Raw genomic sequence first — 17,454 nt, 5'->3', positions numbered from 1 at the left:
TTATGGGCCGCCGGTGGGCTTAGATGGTCGTCGGACCCTCCGACACACTCCTGGGAGCGCTCTCATGACCGACCTAGACGACCTTCTCCACCAGCTCAGCCTCGAGGAGAAGGTGTCCCTGCTGACCGGACAGGACTTCTGGTCGCTACCCGCGATCCCGCGGATCGGCCTGCGTTCGCTGGTCATGTCGGACGGGCCGGTCGGCGTACGCGGCACCGGCTACACCCCCGACGACCCGTCGGTCGCCCTGCCCAGCCCCACCGCGCTCGCCGCCACCTGGGACGTCGCCCTGGCCCGCCGGGCCGGCCGCCTGCTCGGGCAGGAGTCCCGCCGCAAGGGCGTCCACCTGCTCCTCGGCCCGACCGTGAACCTGCATCGCACCCCGCTCGGCGGCCGGCACTTCGAGTGCTACTCGGAGGACCCGCTGCTCACCGGCGAGATCGCCGCCGGCTTCGTCGAGGGCGTCCAGCAGCACAACGTCGGCACCACGGTGAAGCACCTGGTCGGCAACGACTTCGAGACCGACCGGATGACCGTCGACGTGCAGATTCCGGAACGGGCGCTGCGCGAGATGTACCTCGCGCCGTTCGAACGGGTGGCCGACGCCGGCGGCTGGGGCGTTATGAGCGCGTACAACGGGGTCAACGGGGCACCGATGGCCGCGAACGGCCGCATCCAGGACGAGATCCTGAAGCGCGAATGGGGCTTCGACGGCATCGTCGTCTCCGACTGGCGGGCCGCCCGGGACACCGTGGCGCCGGCGCTCGGCGGCCTCGACATCGCCATGCCGGCGATGGACAACCCGTGGGGCCCGGCGCTGGTCGAGGCGGTCCGGTCCGGGGCGGTTCCCGAGGACCTGATCGACGAGAAGGTACGCCGGGTGCTGCTCCTCGCCGCCCGGACCGGCGCCCTCGACGGCGCTGCCCTGAAGGACGTCCCGCTCGACGAGGACGGCGACGACGTCGCGCTCGACGTCGCGACCGGCTCGTTCGTGCTGGCCCGCAACGTCGACGGGGCACTCCCGCTCGACCCGGCCGGCCTGACCCGCGTCGCGGTGATCGGCGCCCTGGCCACCGACGCGCGGGTGCTCGGTGGTGGCAGCGCCCAGGTCACCCCACGGCATGTGATCTCCCCGCTCGACGGGCTCCGTCACGACCTGCCCGGAGTCGACGTGGCCTACGCGGTCGGCGCCGATCCCCGGCCGTTCCTGCCGGCCGCCCAGGGCCCCGGCTGGGCGCCGTTCCGCTTCGTCATCCACGATCACGAGATCCCGGTCGGGACCGCGACGATCCGCTGGCTCGGCGACCCGCCCGGCGGCCTCGACGTGGCCGGGATCACCACCCTCGAACTGCGCACCGAACTCACCTCCGAGACGGACGGCGAGCACGTACTGGCAATCTCCGGGTTCGGCGCGTTCGAGCTGGTCGTCGGTGGCGAGAAGCTCTACCAGGGCTCTCTGCACCCGCCCGGCACCGGCCGCGCCGACCTGCTGCTGCACCCGCGCGAGCAGCGGTTCACGGTCACCCTGGAGGCCGGCGTACCGGTTCCGGTGGTACTGCGGCAGTCGTTCGAACCGGGTGCGGCCCACTCCGTCTCCACCACGCTCGGTCACCGCCCGCCGGGCCCGGACGACGAGGGGCTGATCGCCGAGGCGGTCGAACTGGCCGCCCGCTCGGACGTCGCGGTGGTCGTGGTCGGCACCACCGAGCAGGTCGAGTCGGAGGGCTTCGACCGCACCTCGCTGGCCCTGCCGGGACGTCAGGACGAACTGGTGACCCGGGTGGCGGCGGCCAACCCGCGGACCGTCGTGGTGGTCAACGCCGGCTCCCCGGTGCTGCTGCCCTGGGCCGACGAGGTGGCCGCGGTGCTGCTCACCTGGTTCCCGGGACAGGAGGCCGGTGCCGCGCTCGCCGACGTGCTGCTCGGGGTCGCCGAGCCGGGCGGGCGCCTTCCCACGACCTGGCCGCGCCGGCAGGAGGACTGCCCGGTCCTGGAGGTGCGCCCGTCCGGCGGCGCCCTCGCCTACGACGAGGGGATCTTCATCGGCTACCGCGGATGGTTGCGGCAGGCGGCCGACCCGCTGTTCGCTTTCGGTCACGGTCTTGGTTACACCGACTGGTCGTACGACCATCTGGCCTGCTCCGGTTCCGAGGTCCGGGTGACCGTCACCAACACCGGCTGGCGTTCGGGCCGGGAGGTCGTTCAGGTCTACCTGTCGCCCGGTGCCGACACCCTGGCCGCGGACGGCGGCTCACCGGCCCCGGACACCGGATCCCCGGCCCCGGACACCGGATCCCCGGCCCCGGACCACGGATCGCCGCTGGAACGGCCGGAACGCTGGCTCGCCGGGTTCGCGACGGTGGACGCGGAACCGGGCGAATCCGTCACCGTGACGATCCCCCTCCCCGAGCGGGCCTTCCAGGTGTGGAACGACGGCTGGCAGACGATCCCCGGCACCTACACGGTGATCGCCGCCCACGCCCTCGACGACCCGCGACGCTCCACCGAGATCACGGTGTGACCCTCGCCGGGGCGGGACTGCCGGTCCCGCCCCGGCTAGGTTGGCGGCCATGACGACGCGCGAACGTGGACAGGTCTTCGGGGAACTGGCCGAGGAGTACGACCGGGTCCGGCCCGGCTACCCGGCCGAGCTGGTGACCGACGTTCTGGCACTCGCCGGTCCCGGCCCGGTGCTGGAGGTAGGTGCCGGCACCGGCAAGGCGTCGGTGCTGTTCGCCGCCCACGACGTCAACCTGACCTGCCTGGAACCGGACGCGCGGATGGCCGCCGTCCTGCGCCGCCGCGTCCCCGGCGTGCCGGTGGTCGGCACCACCTTCGAGGCATGGGCACCCGACCGGCCGTACGGGCTGATCGTCAGCGCCCAGGCCTGGCACTGGGTCGACGCGGCCCGTCGGCACGAGCTGGCGTTCGCGGCCCTCGCGCCCGGCGGTCTGCTCGCCCCGTTCTGGAACGTCTTCCTCGTCCCCGACGGTGACCTGTACGCCGCCCTGGCCGAGGTCGACGCCCGGCACGGTCTGACCGGCAATCACACCCCGCACTCCATGCACCCCGGCAACCTCCCGGCCGGTCCGGTCCCGTTCGCCGAACAGTGGCCGGAGCTCATCGGTATCGAGGCGCTCTTCACCGACCTGCGCACCCTCGGGTACCGCTCGGCGCGCTCCTACCGGTCCGCCGAGTACCGCGCCTACCTGAGCTCGATCTCGATCTACCGGATGCTCGACGACACCCGGCGGGAGACCGTGCTCGACGACACGATCGCGGTCGTCGACGCCCACGGCGGCACGATCGACTTCACCGTCCACACCTACGTGGCCCTGGCTCGCCGCCCCACCTGACCCTCCCGCCCAGCCGGCCATCCCGGCTGGAGACCACCGCTGTCTCAGCACGCGTGAGACAGCGGTACCGGCCAGCCGGGCGTTTTCGGCTGGACATCACCGCTGTCTCAGCACGCTTGAGACAGCGGTACCGGCCAGCCGGGGGTTTTACCAGCGGTTCAGGCGTGCGGAGAGTACGGCGAGGGCGGCCACCCCGGCCGTCGAGGTCCGGAGCACGGCGTGGCCCAGGCGCACCGGCACGGCGCCCGCCTCCCGGAAGGCGTCCAGCTCGGCGTCACTGATCCCGCCCTCGGGGCCGACCACCAGCACGACGTCCCCCGACTCGGGCAGCTCGGCCGCGGTCAGACGCTCGCTGGCCTCCTCGTGCAGCACGAACGCGGCGGCCGCGGCCGCCAGGCGGGCCGTCACCTGTTTCGTCGAGCAGTCCGGCTCACCGCCCACGATCGGCAGCCACGGGCGCCGCGCCTGTTTGGCGGCCTCCCGGGCGGTGGCCGTCCACTTGTCGCGTGCCTTGAACCCGCGGTCGCCACGCCACTGCGCCACCGATCGCGACGCCGCCCACGGCAGGATCTCGTCCACGCCGACCTCGGTCATCGCCTGTACGGCCAGCTCGCCACGGTCGCCCTTGGCGATGCCCTGCACGACGACGAGCCGCGGGTCGGGGGCCGGTTCCTCGGCGACGCTCAGCACGTCGACGTCGACGCTGCCCCGCCCGACGGCGGACACCTCGGCGCGGGCGGTGCCACCCCGCCCGTCGGCGAGGATCAGCGCCTCGCCCACGCGCAGCCGCTGCACGGTGGCGGCATGATGCCCTTCCGGCCCGTCGAGCGTGAACGACGATCCAGCAGGCAGGCTCTCAACCAGAAACAGCGGCGCCGACATTCCCAGAACGCTACCGCCCCACCCGCAACCACCGGCCGCAGGCGTTCGCTCGTACGCCAAGAGACCGTCTGCCCTGACCGCAACCCCCGCCGCAGGCGTTCGCTCGTACGCCAAGAGACCGTCTGCCCTGACCGCACCCACCACGCGCTGCGCCGCCGACGTCGAGACAGCTGAAGACGGCAAGCGAAGCGTCGTCGTTCTCAGCCGTCCCGACGTGGGTTACCAGGCGCAGCGCAGCGAGCCGGAGGGCGAAGCAATCACATTCAGTGGCCGTTGAAAGCGTCTCGCATGCGGCTGAAGAAGCCGCCCTGCTTGCTCAGTTCGGCCACGTCCTCGCCGCGGGTCTTGGCGAAGTCGCGCAGCATCCGCTCCTGGTCGACGGTGAGCTTGGTCGGCGTCTTCACGTCGAGGTGCACGAAGAGCTCACCACGGCCCTGGCCGCGCAGGTGCGGAACGCCCTTGCCGCGGATGCGCAGCGTGCTGGCCGGCTGGGTGCCCGGTTTGACCTCGATGTTCTCTTCACCGTCGAGGGTCTTGATGGTCATCCGGGTGCCGAGCGCAGCCGCCGTCATCGGGAGTGTGACCCGGCAGTGCAGGTCGTCGCCCTTGCGGGAGTAGACGTCGTGCGGTCGTTCGTGGATCTCCACGTAGAGGTCGCCGGCGGTGCCACCGCCGGGGCCGACCTCGCCCTGCTGGGCCAGGCGGATCCGCATGCCGTCCTCGACGCCCGCCGGGATCTTGACGGTGAGCGAGCGGCGTGTCCTTATCCGGCCGTCGCCCGCGCAGGTGGGGCAGGGGCTCGGGATGACCGTGCCGTGGCCCTGGCAGTTCTGGCAGGGGCGGGACGAGACGACCTGGCCGAGGAAGGTGCGCTGCACCGACTGGACCTCGCCGCGGCCGGAGCAGACCTCACAGGTGGCCAGGTGGCTGCCGGGTGCGGTGCCGGCGCCGGAGCACTGGGTGCACAGCACCGCGGTGTCGACGGTGATCGGGGCTTCCACGCCGAAGGCGGTCTCGACCAGGTCGAGTTCGAGGCGCAGGATCGCGTCGGCGCCGGGGCGCGTGCGTGGCCGGGGCCCGCGCGAGCCACCGCCCGCCGCCGTGCCGAAGAACGCGTCCATGATGTCCTGGAAGCCGACGAACGGGCCGGCGCCACCGGCTCCGCCGGGCATGCCGCCACCCGGCGCGAGCGGGTCACCGCCGAGGTCGACGATCTGCCGCTTCTGGTCGTCGGAGAGGACCTCGTACGCCGCGTTGATCTCTTTGAACTTGTCGTGCGCCTCTGGATCCGGGTTGATGTCCGGGTGGTACTGCCGAGCGAGTTTGCGGTAGGCGCGCTTGATCTCGTCGTCGGTTGCCTCCCGGCTCACACCGAGAATTCCGTAATAGTCCTTGGCCACGGGGTTTGGAGTCCTCAATGTCTGCGCGAATCCGTCAATTCTGTGCCAACAGGTCGCCAACGTAGCGTGCCACTGCACGAACGGTAGCGATAGTGCCGGGGTAGTCCATCCGGGTGGGCCCCAGCACACCGAGCCCACCAACGATCGTGGTACCCGGTCCGTAACCACTGCTCACCACGGACGCCGACCGCAGGTTGTCGATCTGATTCTCGTCGCCGATCAGGACCCGCGTGGTGCGGGGTTCCAGATCGCCGATGAGCTTGAGCAGGATGACCTCCTCCTCGAGGGCTTCGAGGACGGGCCGCAGCGTGCCCTGGAAGTCCAGCACACCCCCACGTGTCAAGTTGGCCGTACCGGCCAGCGCGAGGCGCTCCTCACTCCGCTCGACCAGAGTCTCCAGGAGGACCGAGGCCAGGCAGGTCATCGCGGCGCGCCGCCCGGTGTCGCACTCCTCGACGAGTTTCTGCACCAGGGAGGGGGTGTCGGCGAGTTTCTGCCCGGCGAGTTTCTCGTTCACCCGGAGGCGCAGCTCCCACACCTCGCCGTCGGCGATCGGGCCGGGCATCTCGACGAGGCGCTGCTCGACCCGGCCGGTGTCGGTGATCATCACGAGCATCAGGCGGGTCGTGGAGATCGGTACCAGTTCCAGGTGCCGGACCGCGGAACGGGACAGGCTCGGGTACTGGACGACGGCGACCTGACGGGTGAGCTGGGCCAGCAGGCGGACCGTGCGGTGCACGACGTCGTCGAGGTCGACGGCGCCGATCATGAACCGCTCGATGGCGCGCCGCTCGGCCGGGCTCAGCGGTTTGATCTTGGTGAGCCGGTCGACGAACAGCCGGTAGCCGGCATCGGTGGGCACCCGGCCGGCACTGGTGTGCGGCTGCCGGATGTAGCCCTCCTCCTCGAGCACCGCCATGTCGTTGCGCACGGTGGCCGGGGAGACGCCGAGCTTGTGCCTGTCGACCAGGGCCTTGCTGCCCACCGGTTCCTGGGTCTCGACGTAGTCCTCGACGATCGCCCGGAGCACCTCGAGCTTGCGGTCATCCGGATTCATCCGACCCCTCCCCCTGCTGGCACTCCGGCTAATAGAGTGCCAGTCTACTTCGCTGGTGGCGGCAGCGCGATGATCGAAAGTACGTACCGTTCTCAGATCTTGGGGGCGGCATTGCCCTCGACCGGCTCGAACCGGGGTCCTAGCGTGTCAGACATGACTGAACCGCCCCGCCCGCCCGGCGACGATCCTTACCACCAACCCCCGCCGCAGCCCGGCGGTTACCCGCCTCCTCCGCCACCGCCCGATGCCTACCCGCCTCCGCCGCCGCCCTACGGCACGCCCCAGTACGGGCCTCCGCAGTACGGGCCCCCGCCGCACGGTTACGGCTCGGGTTCGCCCGACGACCGCACCTGGATCCTGATCGCCCACTTCGGCGGGGCGCTCGGCGCCTTCTTCGGGGGTACGCTGATGGGCTGGATCGCGCCGCTCGTGGCCCTGGTGGCCCGCGGCAACCTGTCGCCGGTGGTCCGCGCCGAGGCGGTCAAGGCGCTCAACTTCCACCTGCTCTGGGGCATCATCGGCCTGGTCGGCAGTGTGCTGATCTGTGTCGGGGTCGGCTTCTTCATCGTCCTCGCGGCCTGGGTGGTCGCCACCGTCGTCGGTGTGATCGCGGGCGTCAAGGCGGCCAACAACGAGCCGTTCAACTATCCGCTCACCGCGCGGTTCATCAGGTAGGCCGGTTCAGAGCACGTCACGGATGACCGCGTCGGCAAGCAACCGGCCCCGCAGGGTCAGCACGAGCCGCCCCTGCTCGTAGGCGTGCGGCTCGAGCAGCCCGTCGGACAGTGCCCGCGCGGCGCCCGTGGCGTCGACCCGGTCCAGCGGGATGCCGTCCCGCAGCCGCACCCGGAGCATCACGTCCTCCATGTGCCGGTCGGCGTCGGTCAGCAGCTCCCGCGCGAGTCCCGGCGAGGCGCCGTCGGCGAGGCGTTTCGCGTACGCCGAAGGGTGTTTGACGTTCCACCACCGCACCCCGCCGACGTGGCTGTGCGCGCCCGGCCCCAGACCCCACCAGTCGGCGCCGGTCCAGTACAGCTGGTTGTGACGGCATTCACCGCCCTTGAGCGCCCAGTTCGACACCTCGTACCACTCGAAACCGGCTTCGCCGAGGGCGGACTCGGCGGCCAGGTAGCGGTCGGCGGCCACGTCGTCGGACGGGTACGGCAGCTCGCCCCGCCGCATCCGGCCGGCCATCCGGGTGCCGTCCTCGACGATCAGCGCGTACGCGCTCACGTGGTCGGCGCCGGCCTCGATGACAGCCCGCAGCGACCGGTCGAAGTCGTCCGCGTTCTCCCCCGGCGTGCCGTAGATCAGATCGAGGTTGACGTGCTCGAAGCCGGCCTCGCGCGCCTCGGTCGCGGCCTGCGGTGCCCGCCCGGCGGTGTGCCGGCGGTCGAGCACCCGCAACACGTTCGCGGCCGCCGACTGCATGCCGAGCGAGATCCGCGTGAAACCGGCGCCGCGCAGCCGCCGCAGATAGGCCGGGTCCACCGACTCCGGGTTGGCCTCGGTGGTCACCTCGGCGCCCGGCGCCAGCCCCCACGTCCGGTCGATGCCGTCCAGGATCCGGCCCAGGTCGTCGGTGCTGAGCAGGGTGGGCGTGCCGCCGCCGACGAAGACGGTGTCCACCGGCCCGGGTTCGATCACCCGGGCGGCCAGGGCCAGCTCGGCCAGGACCGTGGCGGCGTACTCGTCGCGGCTCGCCCCGCCGCCCAGTTCGCTCGCCGTGTACGTGTTGAAGTCGCAGTAGCCGCAGCGGCTGGCGCAGAACGGCACGTGGACGTAGACGGCGAACCCGTTCGCGCCCACCGCGCGGGTGGCTTCGTCGGGGAGAGACCCGTCACGGGGTACGGGATCACCATCGGGGAGTGCGCCGGCCATCCGACAAGTGTGCACGTCTTACAGTTCCGGCATGGATCTGGTCCGTACCGTCACCGCCGCCGGCGTGACCACTCTGACAATCGACAACCCCGCCAACCGCAACGCGCTGTCCACCGCCCTGCTCGGCGGGATGCTGGACGCACTGGCCGCGTCGGCCGCCGACCCGGACAGCCGGGTGGTCGTCCTCTCGCACAACGGCCCGGTCTTCTCCTCCGGCGTCGACCTCAAGGAGACAGCCGCGGCCGGCCCCGGCGACCGGCTGCCCGCCGAGATGCTCGCCGACGTGCTGGCCGCGCTCTGGGAGTTCCCGAAACCGGTGGTCGCGCGGATCGCCGGACCGGCCCGGGCCGGTGGTCTCGGCCTGATCGGCGCGGCCGACATCGCGGTCTGCGTCCGGTCGGCCACCTTCGCCTTCACCGAGGTACGGCTCGGGGTGATCCCCGCGGTGATCAGTTCCACCGTGCTGCCCCGGCTGGCGCCACGAGCCGCCGCCGAGCTCTATCTGACCGGCGACGTCTTCGACGGGGCGCGGGCGGCCGAGATCGGCCTGGTCACCGCGGCCGTCGACGAGAAGGACCTGGACGACGCGGTGGAACGCTACTGCGCCTCACTCGTCCGCGGCGGTCCGCTCGCCCTCGCCGGCACCAAACAACTTCTCCGCCGTACGCGCGCCGAGACGATCCGTGCCGATCTCGCTGACCTCGCGCACCGCTCGGCCGGGTACTTCAAGTCGGCCGAGGGCCGCGAGGGTGTGGCCGCCGCCCGGGAGAAGCGGGACCCGGAGTGGATTCGATGATCGACCCGGTCGGGTGCGCGGGACCACAGTGACGCCAGGCCCCGAGCGCTCGTTGTCTAGGCTTGGCGTCCGGCCGCAGAGGAGGTGTGGGTGCGCACGAAGCAGATCGTGGGTGTGGTCACGCTGCTCAGCCTCGCCGTCGTGGCGGGTGTGGTCGTCCTGATCAACAGCCTGGCCGGCAGTATCAAGCTGCCCAGCCTCAACCCCGAGTGCACGGTCAGCGCCGACGGTGAGGTGACCCTCGACTCCGCCCAGATGGCCAACGCGGCGACCATAGCCGCGGTGGGCGTCCGGCGCGGCATGCCCGAGCAGGCGATCGTCGTCGCGCTCGCCACCGCTTTCCAGGAATCCAAGCTGGAGAATCTGGACAGCGGCGACCGCGACTCGGTCGGTCTCTTCCAGCAGCGTCCCAGCCAGGGCTGGGGCACGGTCGAGCAGATCAAGGACCCGAGGTATGCCGCGGGCCGGTTCTACTCCGCGCTCAAGAAGGTCAAGGGCTGGCAGGACATGCGGGTCACCGACGCGGCACAGGTGGTGCAGCGGTCGGCCTACCCGGAGGCGTACGAGAAGTGGGCCGACGAGTCCAAGGTTCTCGCCGCCGCGCTGACCGGGCGGGCCACCGGTGCCGTCGAGTGCGTCGTGCCGGACACCCCCGCGATGCGCGGCCCCGAGGCGGCCTCCGTCCTGCTGAACAATCTGCGGCTGGACTGGGGCAAGAAGCTCTCCGGCAACGCCCGCAGCGCCGAGACGGCCGGGCTGACCGTTCAGGTCACCGACCCGAGCGTCGGCTGGCGGTTCGCGCACTGGCTCGTCTCGCACGCCTCGGCCACCGGTCTCGAACGGGTACGTTTCGGCGATCTCGAGTGGCACGCGCCGGAGGGAAAGTGGCAGCCGGTAACCGATGGCCGTACGGGCGATCCGGCACAGGTGGTAGCCGAGGTCTTTCGGTGAGACGCTCCGGAAATATCGGTGACTGCCCGTAATGTATCGCTTGTCCTACCGCCGATTGCTCTGCGTATACATCGACATGGACAGTGCGCAACCGCCCTGGTACTAAGTAGGTCGTGCTGAGGGCGATCGAGTGGATCCTGCTCGGGGCGGGAAGCGTCGGCGCCATTCTCTACGGAGTTCGCCGGCACCGCCCCGGCAGACGCGCTCCCTGGCTGCTCCTGGCCGGAGCGGTCGCGGCCCTCGCCGTCGGCGACGTCTGGTACGCGTACGACCGGATGGCCTTCGCCGACGCCGCCTACCTGGCGATGTTCGTCCTCGTCGCGCTCAGCCTGCTGCAGTTCACCCGCGGCGGCGCGGTGCTCGTCGACCGGGCCCGGCTGATCGACCTGGTCGCGTTCGCCTGCTCCGGCATGCTCGTGGTCTGGGTCTTCATGATCAGCTCGAACGGTCGCTTCCAGACCGTCTCGCCCGTCGACGTGATCGGCGATCTGCTGCTCATCGGCGTCGCCGTGCGCCTGGTGATCGCCGACCACCGCAACGTCGCGGCGATCCTGCTGCTCATCGGCTCGGCGGGCATGCTCACCGGCGACATCTTCTACCCGCTGACCGGCGAGAATCCTCTGGCCGAGTCCGCCTACGTGGTGCTCTACCTGGCCTGGGGACTGTCCGCCCTGCACCCGTCGATGACCCGGCTCACCGAGCCGCGCCCCGCCCACCTCGCGCCGTGGCGGTTCCGCGACACCGTCCTGCTCGCCGCGTCCGCGGCCACCCCGCCGTGCGTGCTGATCATCGAGGCACTCTCCGGGCCGGTCCGGAACGGAGTGGTCATCGCGGTCACCGGAGCGATCACGCTGCTGCTCACCATCACCAGGCTCGCCGACTCGCTCCTGCATCACAGCCAGGCGCTCGCCCGGGAACGGGGGTTGCGGACCGCCAGCACCGCGCTCGTGGCCGCCGCCGACACGACCGAGGTCGAGAGGGCGGTACGGGCCGCGATCCGCCTGCTGCTGCCGGCGAATGCCGTACGCCGGGTGATCCTCGCCACTGATGACGGGCGCCTGTCCCGCGAAGGGATGCCACCGGCGCCGCCCGGAGCCGGCACGCACAGCTGGTGGATCAGTGCCGCCGACCCGGACGAACGCACCCTGATCTGCCCGCTCCGGCTCGAACCGCTCGCCGTCGCCCGGCCCAGCGGCGGGGCCCTGGTCATCACCGGCCGCCGGGAGGCCCTGATCGCCGGCCGCGACGCTCTCGAGGTGCTGGCCGGCGAGACCGCCCTGGCCCTGGACCGGGTCACGCTGGTCGAGGCGGTCGGACGGCGTGACAGCGACCTCTATCTGCGGGCCGTGACCGGGAACACCGCGGAGATCATGGCGGTGGTCGACTCCGACCACCGGATCCGTTACGCCAGCCCTGGGCTGCACCACCTCATCGGTGACACCGAACTGCCGCCGCTCACCGCCTTCGACGACCTCGTTCACCCCGACGACCAGGCTGCGGTACGCCGCGCGTTGCGCTCCGAGGGCCACGGCAAGGTCTACTGCGCCCTGCCCCGGCCGGACGGCACCCAGATGCTGGTCGAGATGGTGTACCGGGACCTGCGGCAGGACCGGCTCGTCCAGGGCCTTGTCGTGACCCTGCGCCCGGTGGGAAGCCGCGGCGACGTGATCGAACCCGCGCCGCACCACGAGCACCTGGGCGAACTGCCCGCCTGGGCCAACCGGCGCAGCGCCCAGCACAAGTTCCGCTACTGAGGCCGGTCGCCTGTACCGGCGTTCCCGTCCCGGATTCCCCCAGTGGTGCCGACGTCCGGGGCAGGGTTCTCATCCGTACCGGCGGTCGATTGCGGAGGTTCTCATCCGCACCGGCCATCCGGATCGGGATTTCCTCCGCGCCCGGTTTCTAATTCGGGAACGCGAAATGCCGGCCCCATCGTTGGGGCCGGCATTGCGCGTTGTGATTCAGATCGCGTTGTGGAGCAGACCGCGCGTCAGCGGGTCAGGTGGCGACGACCACGGGTGCCGGCGACCAGCGCGACACCGATGGCGGCCAGGGCGACCTGGAAGAAGAGCTCGATCCAGTCGAAACCACGGGTGTTCGCGACGCCGAGCGCACGAGCCAGAACGGTGCCCAGCAGCGCGGCGACAACACCGACGACCATGGTCAGCCACAGCGGGATGTTCTGCTTGCCGGGTACCACGAGCCGGCCGAGCGCACCGACGATCAGACCGACGATCAGGGCGATGATGATGCCGGTAAGCGTGAGTTCCATCGAATCCTCCTCGGGGGTGGAGCTTGTTGGTTGCGTCCGTCGAGCCCCTGAGTTCCCGACCCCCCGAGAAATCAAACCGCCCTATTTTTTTGTCGTCCCCTTGGTGTCAGTGCTATCGGATGTCGAGAGCGCGGCGATGAAGGCCTCCTGCGGCACCTCCACGCGACCGACCATCTTCATCCGCTTCTTGCCTTCCTTCTGCTTCTCCAGCAGCTTCCGCTTCCGGCTGATGTCACCGCCGTAGCACTTCGCGAGCACGTCCTTGCGGATGGCGCGGATCGTCTCGCGGGCGATGATCCGGCTGCCGATGGCCGCCTGGATCGGCACCTCGAACTGCTGCCGTGGGATGAGTTTCTGCAGCTTGGCGGCGATGGAGGTGCCATAGGTGTACGCCTTGTCCTTGTGCACGATCGCACTGAACGCGTCCACCGGCTCGCCGTGCAGCAGGATGTCGACCTTCACCAGGTCGGCGGCCTGCTCCCCGGAGGGCTCGTAGTCGAGTGACGCGTAGCCCTTCGTCTTGCTCTTCAACTGGTCGAAGAAGTCGAAGATGATCTCGGCGAGCGGAAGCGTGTAGCGCAGCTCCACCCGTTCGGAGGACAGATACTCCATACCGAGAAGGCTGCCGCGGCGGCTCTGGCACAGCTCCATGACGGCGCCCACGTACTCGTTCGGCACCAGGACTGTGGCTCTCACCACAGGCTCGTGGATCTCCGCGATCTTGCCGCTCGGGAACTCACTCGGGTTCGTGACGATCGAGTCCTTCCCGTCCTCGGTGAACACCTGGTAGACCACGTTCGGCGCGGTCGAGATCAGGTCGAGGCCGAACTCGCGCTCCAGCCGCTCGCCGATGATCTCCAGGTGCAGCAGGCCCAGGTAGCCGACCCGGAACCCGAAACCGAGTGCTGCCGACGTCTCCGGCTCGTAGGTGAGAGCCGCGTCGTTGAGCTTCAGCTTGTCGAGGGCGTCACGCAGCGCCGGATAGTCCGAGCCGTCGATCGGGTACAGGCCCGAGTAGACCATCGGCTTCGGCTCCTTGTAGCCGCCGAGCGCCTCCTTCGCCTGCCGGATGTGGCCGGTGATGGTGTCGCCGACCTTCGACTGGCGGACGTCCTTCACACCGGTGATCAGGTAACCGACCTCGCCGACGCCGAGCGCAGTCGCCTTCTCCATCTCCGGCGAGACGACACCGATCTCCAGCAGCTCGTGCACCGCGCCGGTGGACATCATCTTGATCTTGTCGCGTGCCTCGATCCGGCCGTCGATGACACGGACGTACGTGACGACGCCGCGATACACGTCGTACACCGAGTCGAAGATCATCGCCCGGGCCGGGGCGGCCGCGTCCCCGACCGGTGCCTTGAACTGCCGGACGATCTCGTCGAGCAGGTGCCCCACGCCGACACCGGTCTTGCCGGAGACCCGCAGCACGTCCGACGGCTCGCAGCCGATCAGCTTGGCGAGCTCCTCGGCGTACTTCTCCGGTTGCGCCGCCGGCAGGTCGATCTTGTTGAGCACCGGGATGATGTGGAGGTCGTTCTCCATCGCCAGGTACAGGTTGGCGAGGGTCTGCGCCTCGATCCCCTGCGCGGCGTCGACCAGCAGAACCGCGCCCTCACAAGCGGCCAGGCTCCGCGACACCTCGTAGGTGAAGTCGACGTGCCCGGGGGTGTCGATCATGTTGAGGACGGCGGTGTCACCCTGCTTGTCGCCCTCACGGACGGTCCAGGGCATACGAACGGCCTGCGACTTGATGGTGATGCCGCGCTCGCGTTCGATGTCCATCCGGTCGAGGTACTGCGCGCGCATCTGACGCGGGTCGACCACCCCGGTGATCTGCAGCATCCGGTCGGCCAGCGTCGACTTGCCGTGGTCGATGTGCGCGATGATGCAGAAGTTGCGGATGCGGCTGGGATCGGTCGATCCGATCACGTTCACGCCGGGGTCGAGCGGTCCAGGCACGGTCTTCCGTTCTTCTCGGGCTGGTCTTCTCGGTCTTGCATGTCAACTCGGGCTCGCCGAACCCGGCCTCGGTACGGCTCGGGCTCTCCTGACGCGGTCCGGCCGGGTTCGAGCTCCGTCCGGCTCCGGCTTCATCCGCCCGGGGCCTGCCGGGCTCGGGCCGGCACTCCCTATCGTCCCACGTCCGCGAGGGCAGCTCCGATCACACCCGTTCGACCGCCCGGCCGGCCCTCGTCGGGACCGCCCCGCAGCCTCATGAGCGCCCCTCCCCCCGGCGCCCGGACCCGGTCACACATCGGTCCGGTCGCCGGCCGCTCACACCCGCTCGAGCGGGCCGTGTTCTCCGGGCGGCAACTCGACGGCGATCGGATCACCCGGGCGGATCCGGCCGCCGCGCAGCACGACGCCCATCACCCCGGCCTTACGCACCACACTGCCGTCCTCGGCGCGGCCCAGTACCTCCTTGAGCAGACCGTCCCGGAAGCCGTTGATCTGCGCACACGGATTGCGCAGACCCGCCACGATCACCGCCGGCCGCGGGTCCTGGACACCGTCGGCCGCGTCACGCTCCACAGCGGCGGCCACCGCAGCCGCGGCTCGCGCCGTCGCCTCATCCAGCGTCGCCGACCCGGCCGCCGCGAGCACCGCCCTCACCGGGCTGTCCGCTCCCGTTGACCCATCCGATCCAGCGCCGCCAGCCGGTTCGGGGGAAGACGTCGCCGGCGGGCCGAAACGCAGGATCGTTCCGCGCGGCAGCCCGAGAAGGTCGATCCCACGGGTGGTGACGTTCTCGCCGAGACCACCCGCCGGGACCTGGTAACCCCTGCCGGCGACCTCCTCGAAAAGCTCGCCGTGGATCAGATGGACCTGCCTGAGGTTCGGCTGGTGCGGATCCGCCGCCACCCGGCTCCGATGTCGCACCGTCACCCCGGCATGCACGTCCCCGTCCACTCCCAGGCCCGCGACCAGGACGATCTCGTCCCGGTTGGGTTTCGTGAACGTGTAGGCCTCATTCCGGCTGACCGCGGCAACCGTCCCCGACTCATCACTCATGCCCGTGAGTCTCGCCAACCTCCGACGTCATCCTCGACCCGTTTCCCAACCGGCGAACCCCGGCGCTCCGCCGGCGGCTCCCGCCGGTCACCGGCCTGCCCGAGGCGGCGCCGTCAACCTGCCCAGGGCGCCGTCAACCGGCCCAAGGCGCCGTCAGTCCGGTGGCTCCAGGAACAACGCGGCCAGGCGTGGCAGCCGGCGGTGCATCTCCTCCTCGTTGTCGAAGTCCCACAGATCGCCCACCTCCGGCCGGATCTTCAAGGGCTCGCCGGCCGGGAACGGATTCCCGGTGGCCTGCTCGTAGGCCTGCCGCGCGATGCCGAGCACCTCCTCCGCCGAGCAGGTCGCGCCGGTGTCGGCGACCGCCTTGACCGACGCCACGGTGGCCAGCACGTCCGGAGAGGCCACCACGGCGGCCACGGCTTTGCGGCCGTGGGCGATCAGCCAGCCACGGAAGGCGTCGAACCCGGCCTCGTCGACGCCGCCGTTGATCAGGTAAGCGGCGGCCCAGAGATCCTCCGTGCCCGAGGCGACCATCACCTTGTCGAGGTGACGGCCCCACGCGACGATCTCCTCCGGATCGCGGGAGGCCAGCTCGGCGACGGCGCGCTCGGCCACCACGGCGGGTGTGGCCGGCCGCTCGGCGGTGGCACGGTCGATGACCGCCCAGAAATCGTCGGTTCGCATGCTGCGATCCTGCCAGTGAGGTACGACATTCACGCGAGCGGCAGGATGATGCCCATGCGGCCGATCACTCTGCCCGATGTTCCGTACGACGCGACTGCCGTACGCCCGGATTGGTCTGACCTGCCGGAAACGGTCCGTGACGCGATCGCCGGGCGCCTCGGATCGCCGGTGTCCGCCGCGCGAAGCGCAGGTGGCGGGTTCACCCGGGCCTTCGCGGCCGTGCTGGAGACCGGGGACGGCGAACGCGTCTTCGTGAAGGCGGCGCCGCTCGGTGACCCGGTCTCGCAGTGGTACGCCCGGGAGGCCGCCGTCACCGGCGCCCTTCCCGCGGAGGTGACCGCCGCCCGGCCGCGATGGACCCTGACCGGATCCGGATGGTTCGTGCTGTGCCTGGACGCGATCGACGGGCGTGTTCCGGCGCTGCCGTGGTCACAGGCCGACCTCGACGCGGCCCTGCGGACCTGGTCGGCGGCGGCGACCGCACTCGCCTACCCGTCGCCGCGGCTGGTGGAGGTGGGGGTGCCCACCCTTCCGGAGATTCTTCGCGACGAGATGTCCTGGTGGTCGCTGATCGCCCGGCGCCGTGAGCCGATGCCGGAACCCGCCCGCGAGACCGTCGCCCCGCATCGGCTCGCCGAACTGGCCGGGCTGGAAAGCGCCCTGCCCGATCTGGCGGCCGGTGACGGGCTGTGCCACGGCGATCTGCGTGTCGACAACGTGCTGATCGACCACGACGGGCGGGCGTGGCTCTGCGACTGGACGTGGCCGTGCCTGGGTGCGCCCTGGTTCGACACCGTCACGTTGCTGGTCAGCGCCTATGCCAGCGGGCTGGACACCGATGCGGTGCTGCGGGCCTGGGGCGCGCCGGACGAGGGGGTGGACGGTGCGCTGGCCGCGCTCGCCGGGTACTGGCTGGTCCGGGCCGGGGACGGGCCCAGCAGTGCGTCGCCGCACAGCCGGCAGCATCAGCGGTTCAGCGGGCAGCAGGCGCTGGCCTGGCTGGCCGAACGTCGCGGCTGGACCGGTGCCCCGGAGAAGCGGCGCTGGTTCCGTCGCTGACGCCCGGCGTGTCCTCGGCGGAACGGTGGCCCGGAGCCGTTTTGGCGGCTCCGAGGCGTGCTGGTAGTCTGATTCCTCGCGTGTGGTGACACGCTGTT

At 70.8% G+C, this 17,454-nt stretch carries 15 protein-coding genes; 7 read left to right on the top strand and 8 right to left on the bottom strand.

Features of this window, described 5'->3' with window-relative positions:
* Positions 1-64: 64 nt before the first annotated feature.
* A complete protein-coding gene (locus tag AB0G04_RS39820) occupies positions 65-2,521 on the top strand; it encodes a glycoside hydrolase family 3 C-terminal domain-containing protein (RefSeq protein WP_360994431.1) in 2,457 nt (818 codons plus the stop codon).
* A 49-nt stretch (positions 2,522-2,570) separates the two neighbouring features.
* Positions 2,571-3,356 carry a class I SAM-dependent methyltransferase gene (locus AB0G04_RS39815; RefSeq protein ID WP_360994428.1) on the top strand — a complete coding sequence of 262 codons (786 nt, stop codon included), beginning with the start codon at positions 2,571-2,573 and terminating at the stop codon, positions 3,354-3,356.
* Positions 3,357-3,503: 147 nt separating this feature from the next.
* Here the strand turns inward: AB0G04_RS39815 and AB0G04_RS39810 are convergent, their stop codons facing one another.
* The 3 genes from AB0G04_RS39810 to hrcA form a co-directional block, all read right to left on the bottom strand.
* On the bottom strand, positions 3,504-4,238 hold the full coding sequence (locus AB0G04_RS39810; protein WP_360994425.1) for a 16S rRNA (uracil(1498)-N(3))-methyltransferase: 735 nt from the start codon (positions 4,236-4,238) through the stop codon (positions 3,504-3,506).
* Between the two features lie 263 nt (positions 4,239-4,501).
* Positions 4,502-5,638 carry a molecular chaperone DnaJ gene (gene dnaJ / locus AB0G04_RS39805; RefSeq protein WP_360994422.1) on the bottom strand — a complete coding sequence of 379 codons (1,137 nt, stop codon included), beginning with the start codon at positions 5,636-5,638 and terminating at the stop codon, positions 4,502-4,504.
* Between the two features lie 34 nt (positions 5,639-5,672).
* Positions 5,673-6,695, bottom strand: coding sequence for a heat-inducible transcriptional repressor HrcA (gene hrcA, locus AB0G04_RS39800; RefSeq protein WP_360994419.1), 1,023 nt, complete (start codon positions 6,693-6,695; stop codon positions 5,673-5,675).
* Between the two features lie 153 nt (positions 6,696-6,848).
* On the opposite strand from hrcA, the gene AB0G04_RS39795 reads away from it, so the two are divergent.
* Positions 6,849-7,370 (top strand): DUF4870 domain-containing protein, encoded by a 522-nt coding sequence (locus AB0G04_RS39795; RefSeq protein ID WP_360994416.1) that lies wholly within the window; start codon positions 6,849-6,851, stop codon positions 7,368-7,370.
* A 6-nt stretch (positions 7,371-7,376) separates the two neighbouring features.
* Here AB0G04_RS39795 and hemW read toward each other — a convergent pair whose 3' ends face one another.
* A complete protein-coding gene (gene hemW, locus AB0G04_RS39790) occupies positions 7,377-8,576 on the bottom strand; it encodes a radical SAM family heme chaperone HemW (RefSeq protein WP_360994413.1) in 1,200 nt (399 codons plus the stop codon).
* A 31-nt stretch (positions 8,577-8,607) separates the two neighbouring features.
* Between hemW and AB0G04_RS39785 the strand changes: the two genes are divergently transcribed.
* From AB0G04_RS39785 to AB0G04_RS39775, 3 genes are all read left to right on the top strand, one after another.
* On the top strand, positions 8,608-9,372 hold the full coding sequence (locus AB0G04_RS39785; protein WP_360994410.1) for an enoyl-CoA hydratase-related protein: 765 nt from the start codon (positions 8,608-8,610) through the stop codon (positions 9,370-9,372).
* Positions 9,373-9,522: 150 nt separating this feature from the next.
* Positions 9,523-10,323 carry a hypothetical protein gene (locus AB0G04_RS39780; RefSeq protein ID WP_360994479.1) on the top strand — a complete coding sequence of 267 codons (801 nt, stop codon included), beginning with the start codon at positions 9,523-9,525 and terminating at the stop codon, positions 10,321-10,323.
* A 113-nt stretch (positions 10,324-10,436) separates the two neighbouring features.
* Positions 10,437-12,077 carry a PAS domain-containing protein gene (locus tag AB0G04_RS39775; RefSeq protein ID WP_360994408.1) on the top strand — a complete coding sequence of 547 codons (1,641 nt, stop codon included), beginning with the start codon at positions 10,437-10,439 and terminating at the stop codon, positions 12,075-12,077.
* A gap of 236 nt (positions 12,078-12,313) precedes the next feature.
* On the opposite strand, the gene AB0G04_RS39770 is transcribed toward AB0G04_RS39775, so the two are convergent.
* From AB0G04_RS39770 to AB0G04_RS39755, 4 genes are all read right to left on the bottom strand, one after another.
* Positions 12,314-12,595, bottom strand: a complete 282-nt coding sequence (locus tag AB0G04_RS39770; protein WP_360994405.1) for a GlsB/YeaQ/YmgE family stress response membrane protein — start codon at positions 12,593-12,595, stop codon at positions 12,314-12,316.
* A gap of 81 nt (positions 12,596-12,676) precedes the next feature.
* Positions 12,677-14,557 (bottom strand): translation elongation factor 4, encoded by a 1,881-nt coding sequence (lepA, locus tag AB0G04_RS39765; RefSeq protein WP_360994402.1) that lies wholly within the window; start codon positions 14,555-14,557, stop codon positions 12,677-12,679.
* A gap of 315 nt (positions 14,558-14,872) precedes the next feature.
* Positions 14,873-15,610: an MOSC domain-containing protein gene (locus tag AB0G04_RS39760; protein ID WP_360994400.1), complete on the bottom strand. Its 738-nt coding sequence runs from the start codon at positions 15,608-15,610 to the stop codon at positions 14,873-14,875.
* A 153-nt stretch (positions 15,611-15,763) separates the two neighbouring features.
* On the bottom strand, positions 15,764-16,297 hold the full coding sequence (locus AB0G04_RS39755; protein ID WP_360994397.1) for a DUF4240 domain-containing protein: 534 nt from the start codon (positions 16,295-16,297) through the stop codon (positions 15,764-15,766).
* Positions 16,298-16,351: 54 nt separating this feature from the next.
* Between AB0G04_RS39755 and AB0G04_RS39750 the strand changes: the two genes are divergently transcribed.
* Positions 16,352-17,356: a phosphotransferase gene (locus tag AB0G04_RS39750; RefSeq protein WP_360994394.1), complete on the top strand. Its 1,005-nt coding sequence runs from the start codon at positions 16,352-16,354 to the stop codon at positions 17,354-17,356.
* Positions 17,357-17,454 lie beyond the last annotated feature (98 nt).

Origin of the sequence: Actinoplanes sp. NPDC023801, from assembly GCF_040639655.1 — a bacterium.
GTDB lineage: Bacteria > Actinomycetota > Actinomycetes > Mycobacteriales > Micromonosporaceae > Actinoplanes.
Note: the sequence above shows the minus strand (reverse complement) of the source record. Positions and strands in the feature narration are given on the sequence as shown.

Coding starts and splice junctions, on each gene's coding strand:
- AB0G04_RS39785 (WP_360994410.1), top strand. CDS start 8,608: ATGGATCTGGTCCGTACCGTCACCGCCGCCGGCGTGACCACTCTGACA.
- hrcA (WP_360994419.1), bottom strand. CDS start 6,695: ATGAATCCGGATGACCGCAAGCTCGAGGTGCTCCGGGCGATCGTCGAG.
- AB0G04_RS39820 (WP_360994431.1), top strand. CDS start 65: ATGACCGACCTAGACGACCTTCTCCACCAGCTCAGCCTCGAGGAGAAG.
- AB0G04_RS39760 (WP_360994400.1), bottom strand. CDS start 15,610: ATGAGTGATGAGTCGGGGACGGTTGCCGCGGTCAGCCGGAATGAGGCC.
- hemW (WP_360994413.1), bottom strand. CDS start 8,576: ATGGCCGGCGCACTCCCCGATGGTGATCCCGTACCCCGTGACGGGTCT.
- AB0G04_RS39750 (WP_360994394.1), top strand. CDS start 16,352: ATGCGGCCGATCACTCTGCCCGATGTTCCGTACGACGCGACTGCCGTA.
- AB0G04_RS39755 (WP_360994397.1), bottom strand. CDS start 16,297: ATGCGAACCGACGATTTCTGGGCGGTCATCGACCGTGCCACCGCCGAG.
- AB0G04_RS39770 (WP_360994405.1), bottom strand. CDS start 12,595: ATGGAACTCACGCTTACCGGCATCATCATCGCCCTGATCGTCGGTCTG.
- AB0G04_RS39795 (WP_360994416.1), top strand. CDS start 6,849: ATGACTGAACCGCCCCGCCCGCCCGGCGACGATCCTTACCACCAACCC.
- AB0G04_RS39815 (WP_360994428.1), top strand. CDS start 2,571: ATGACGACGCGCGAACGTGGACAGGTCTTCGGGGAACTGGCCGAGGAG.
- AB0G04_RS39810 (WP_360994425.1), bottom strand. CDS start 4,238: ATGTCGGCGCCGCTGTTTCTGGTTGAGAGCCTGCCTGCTGGATCGTCG.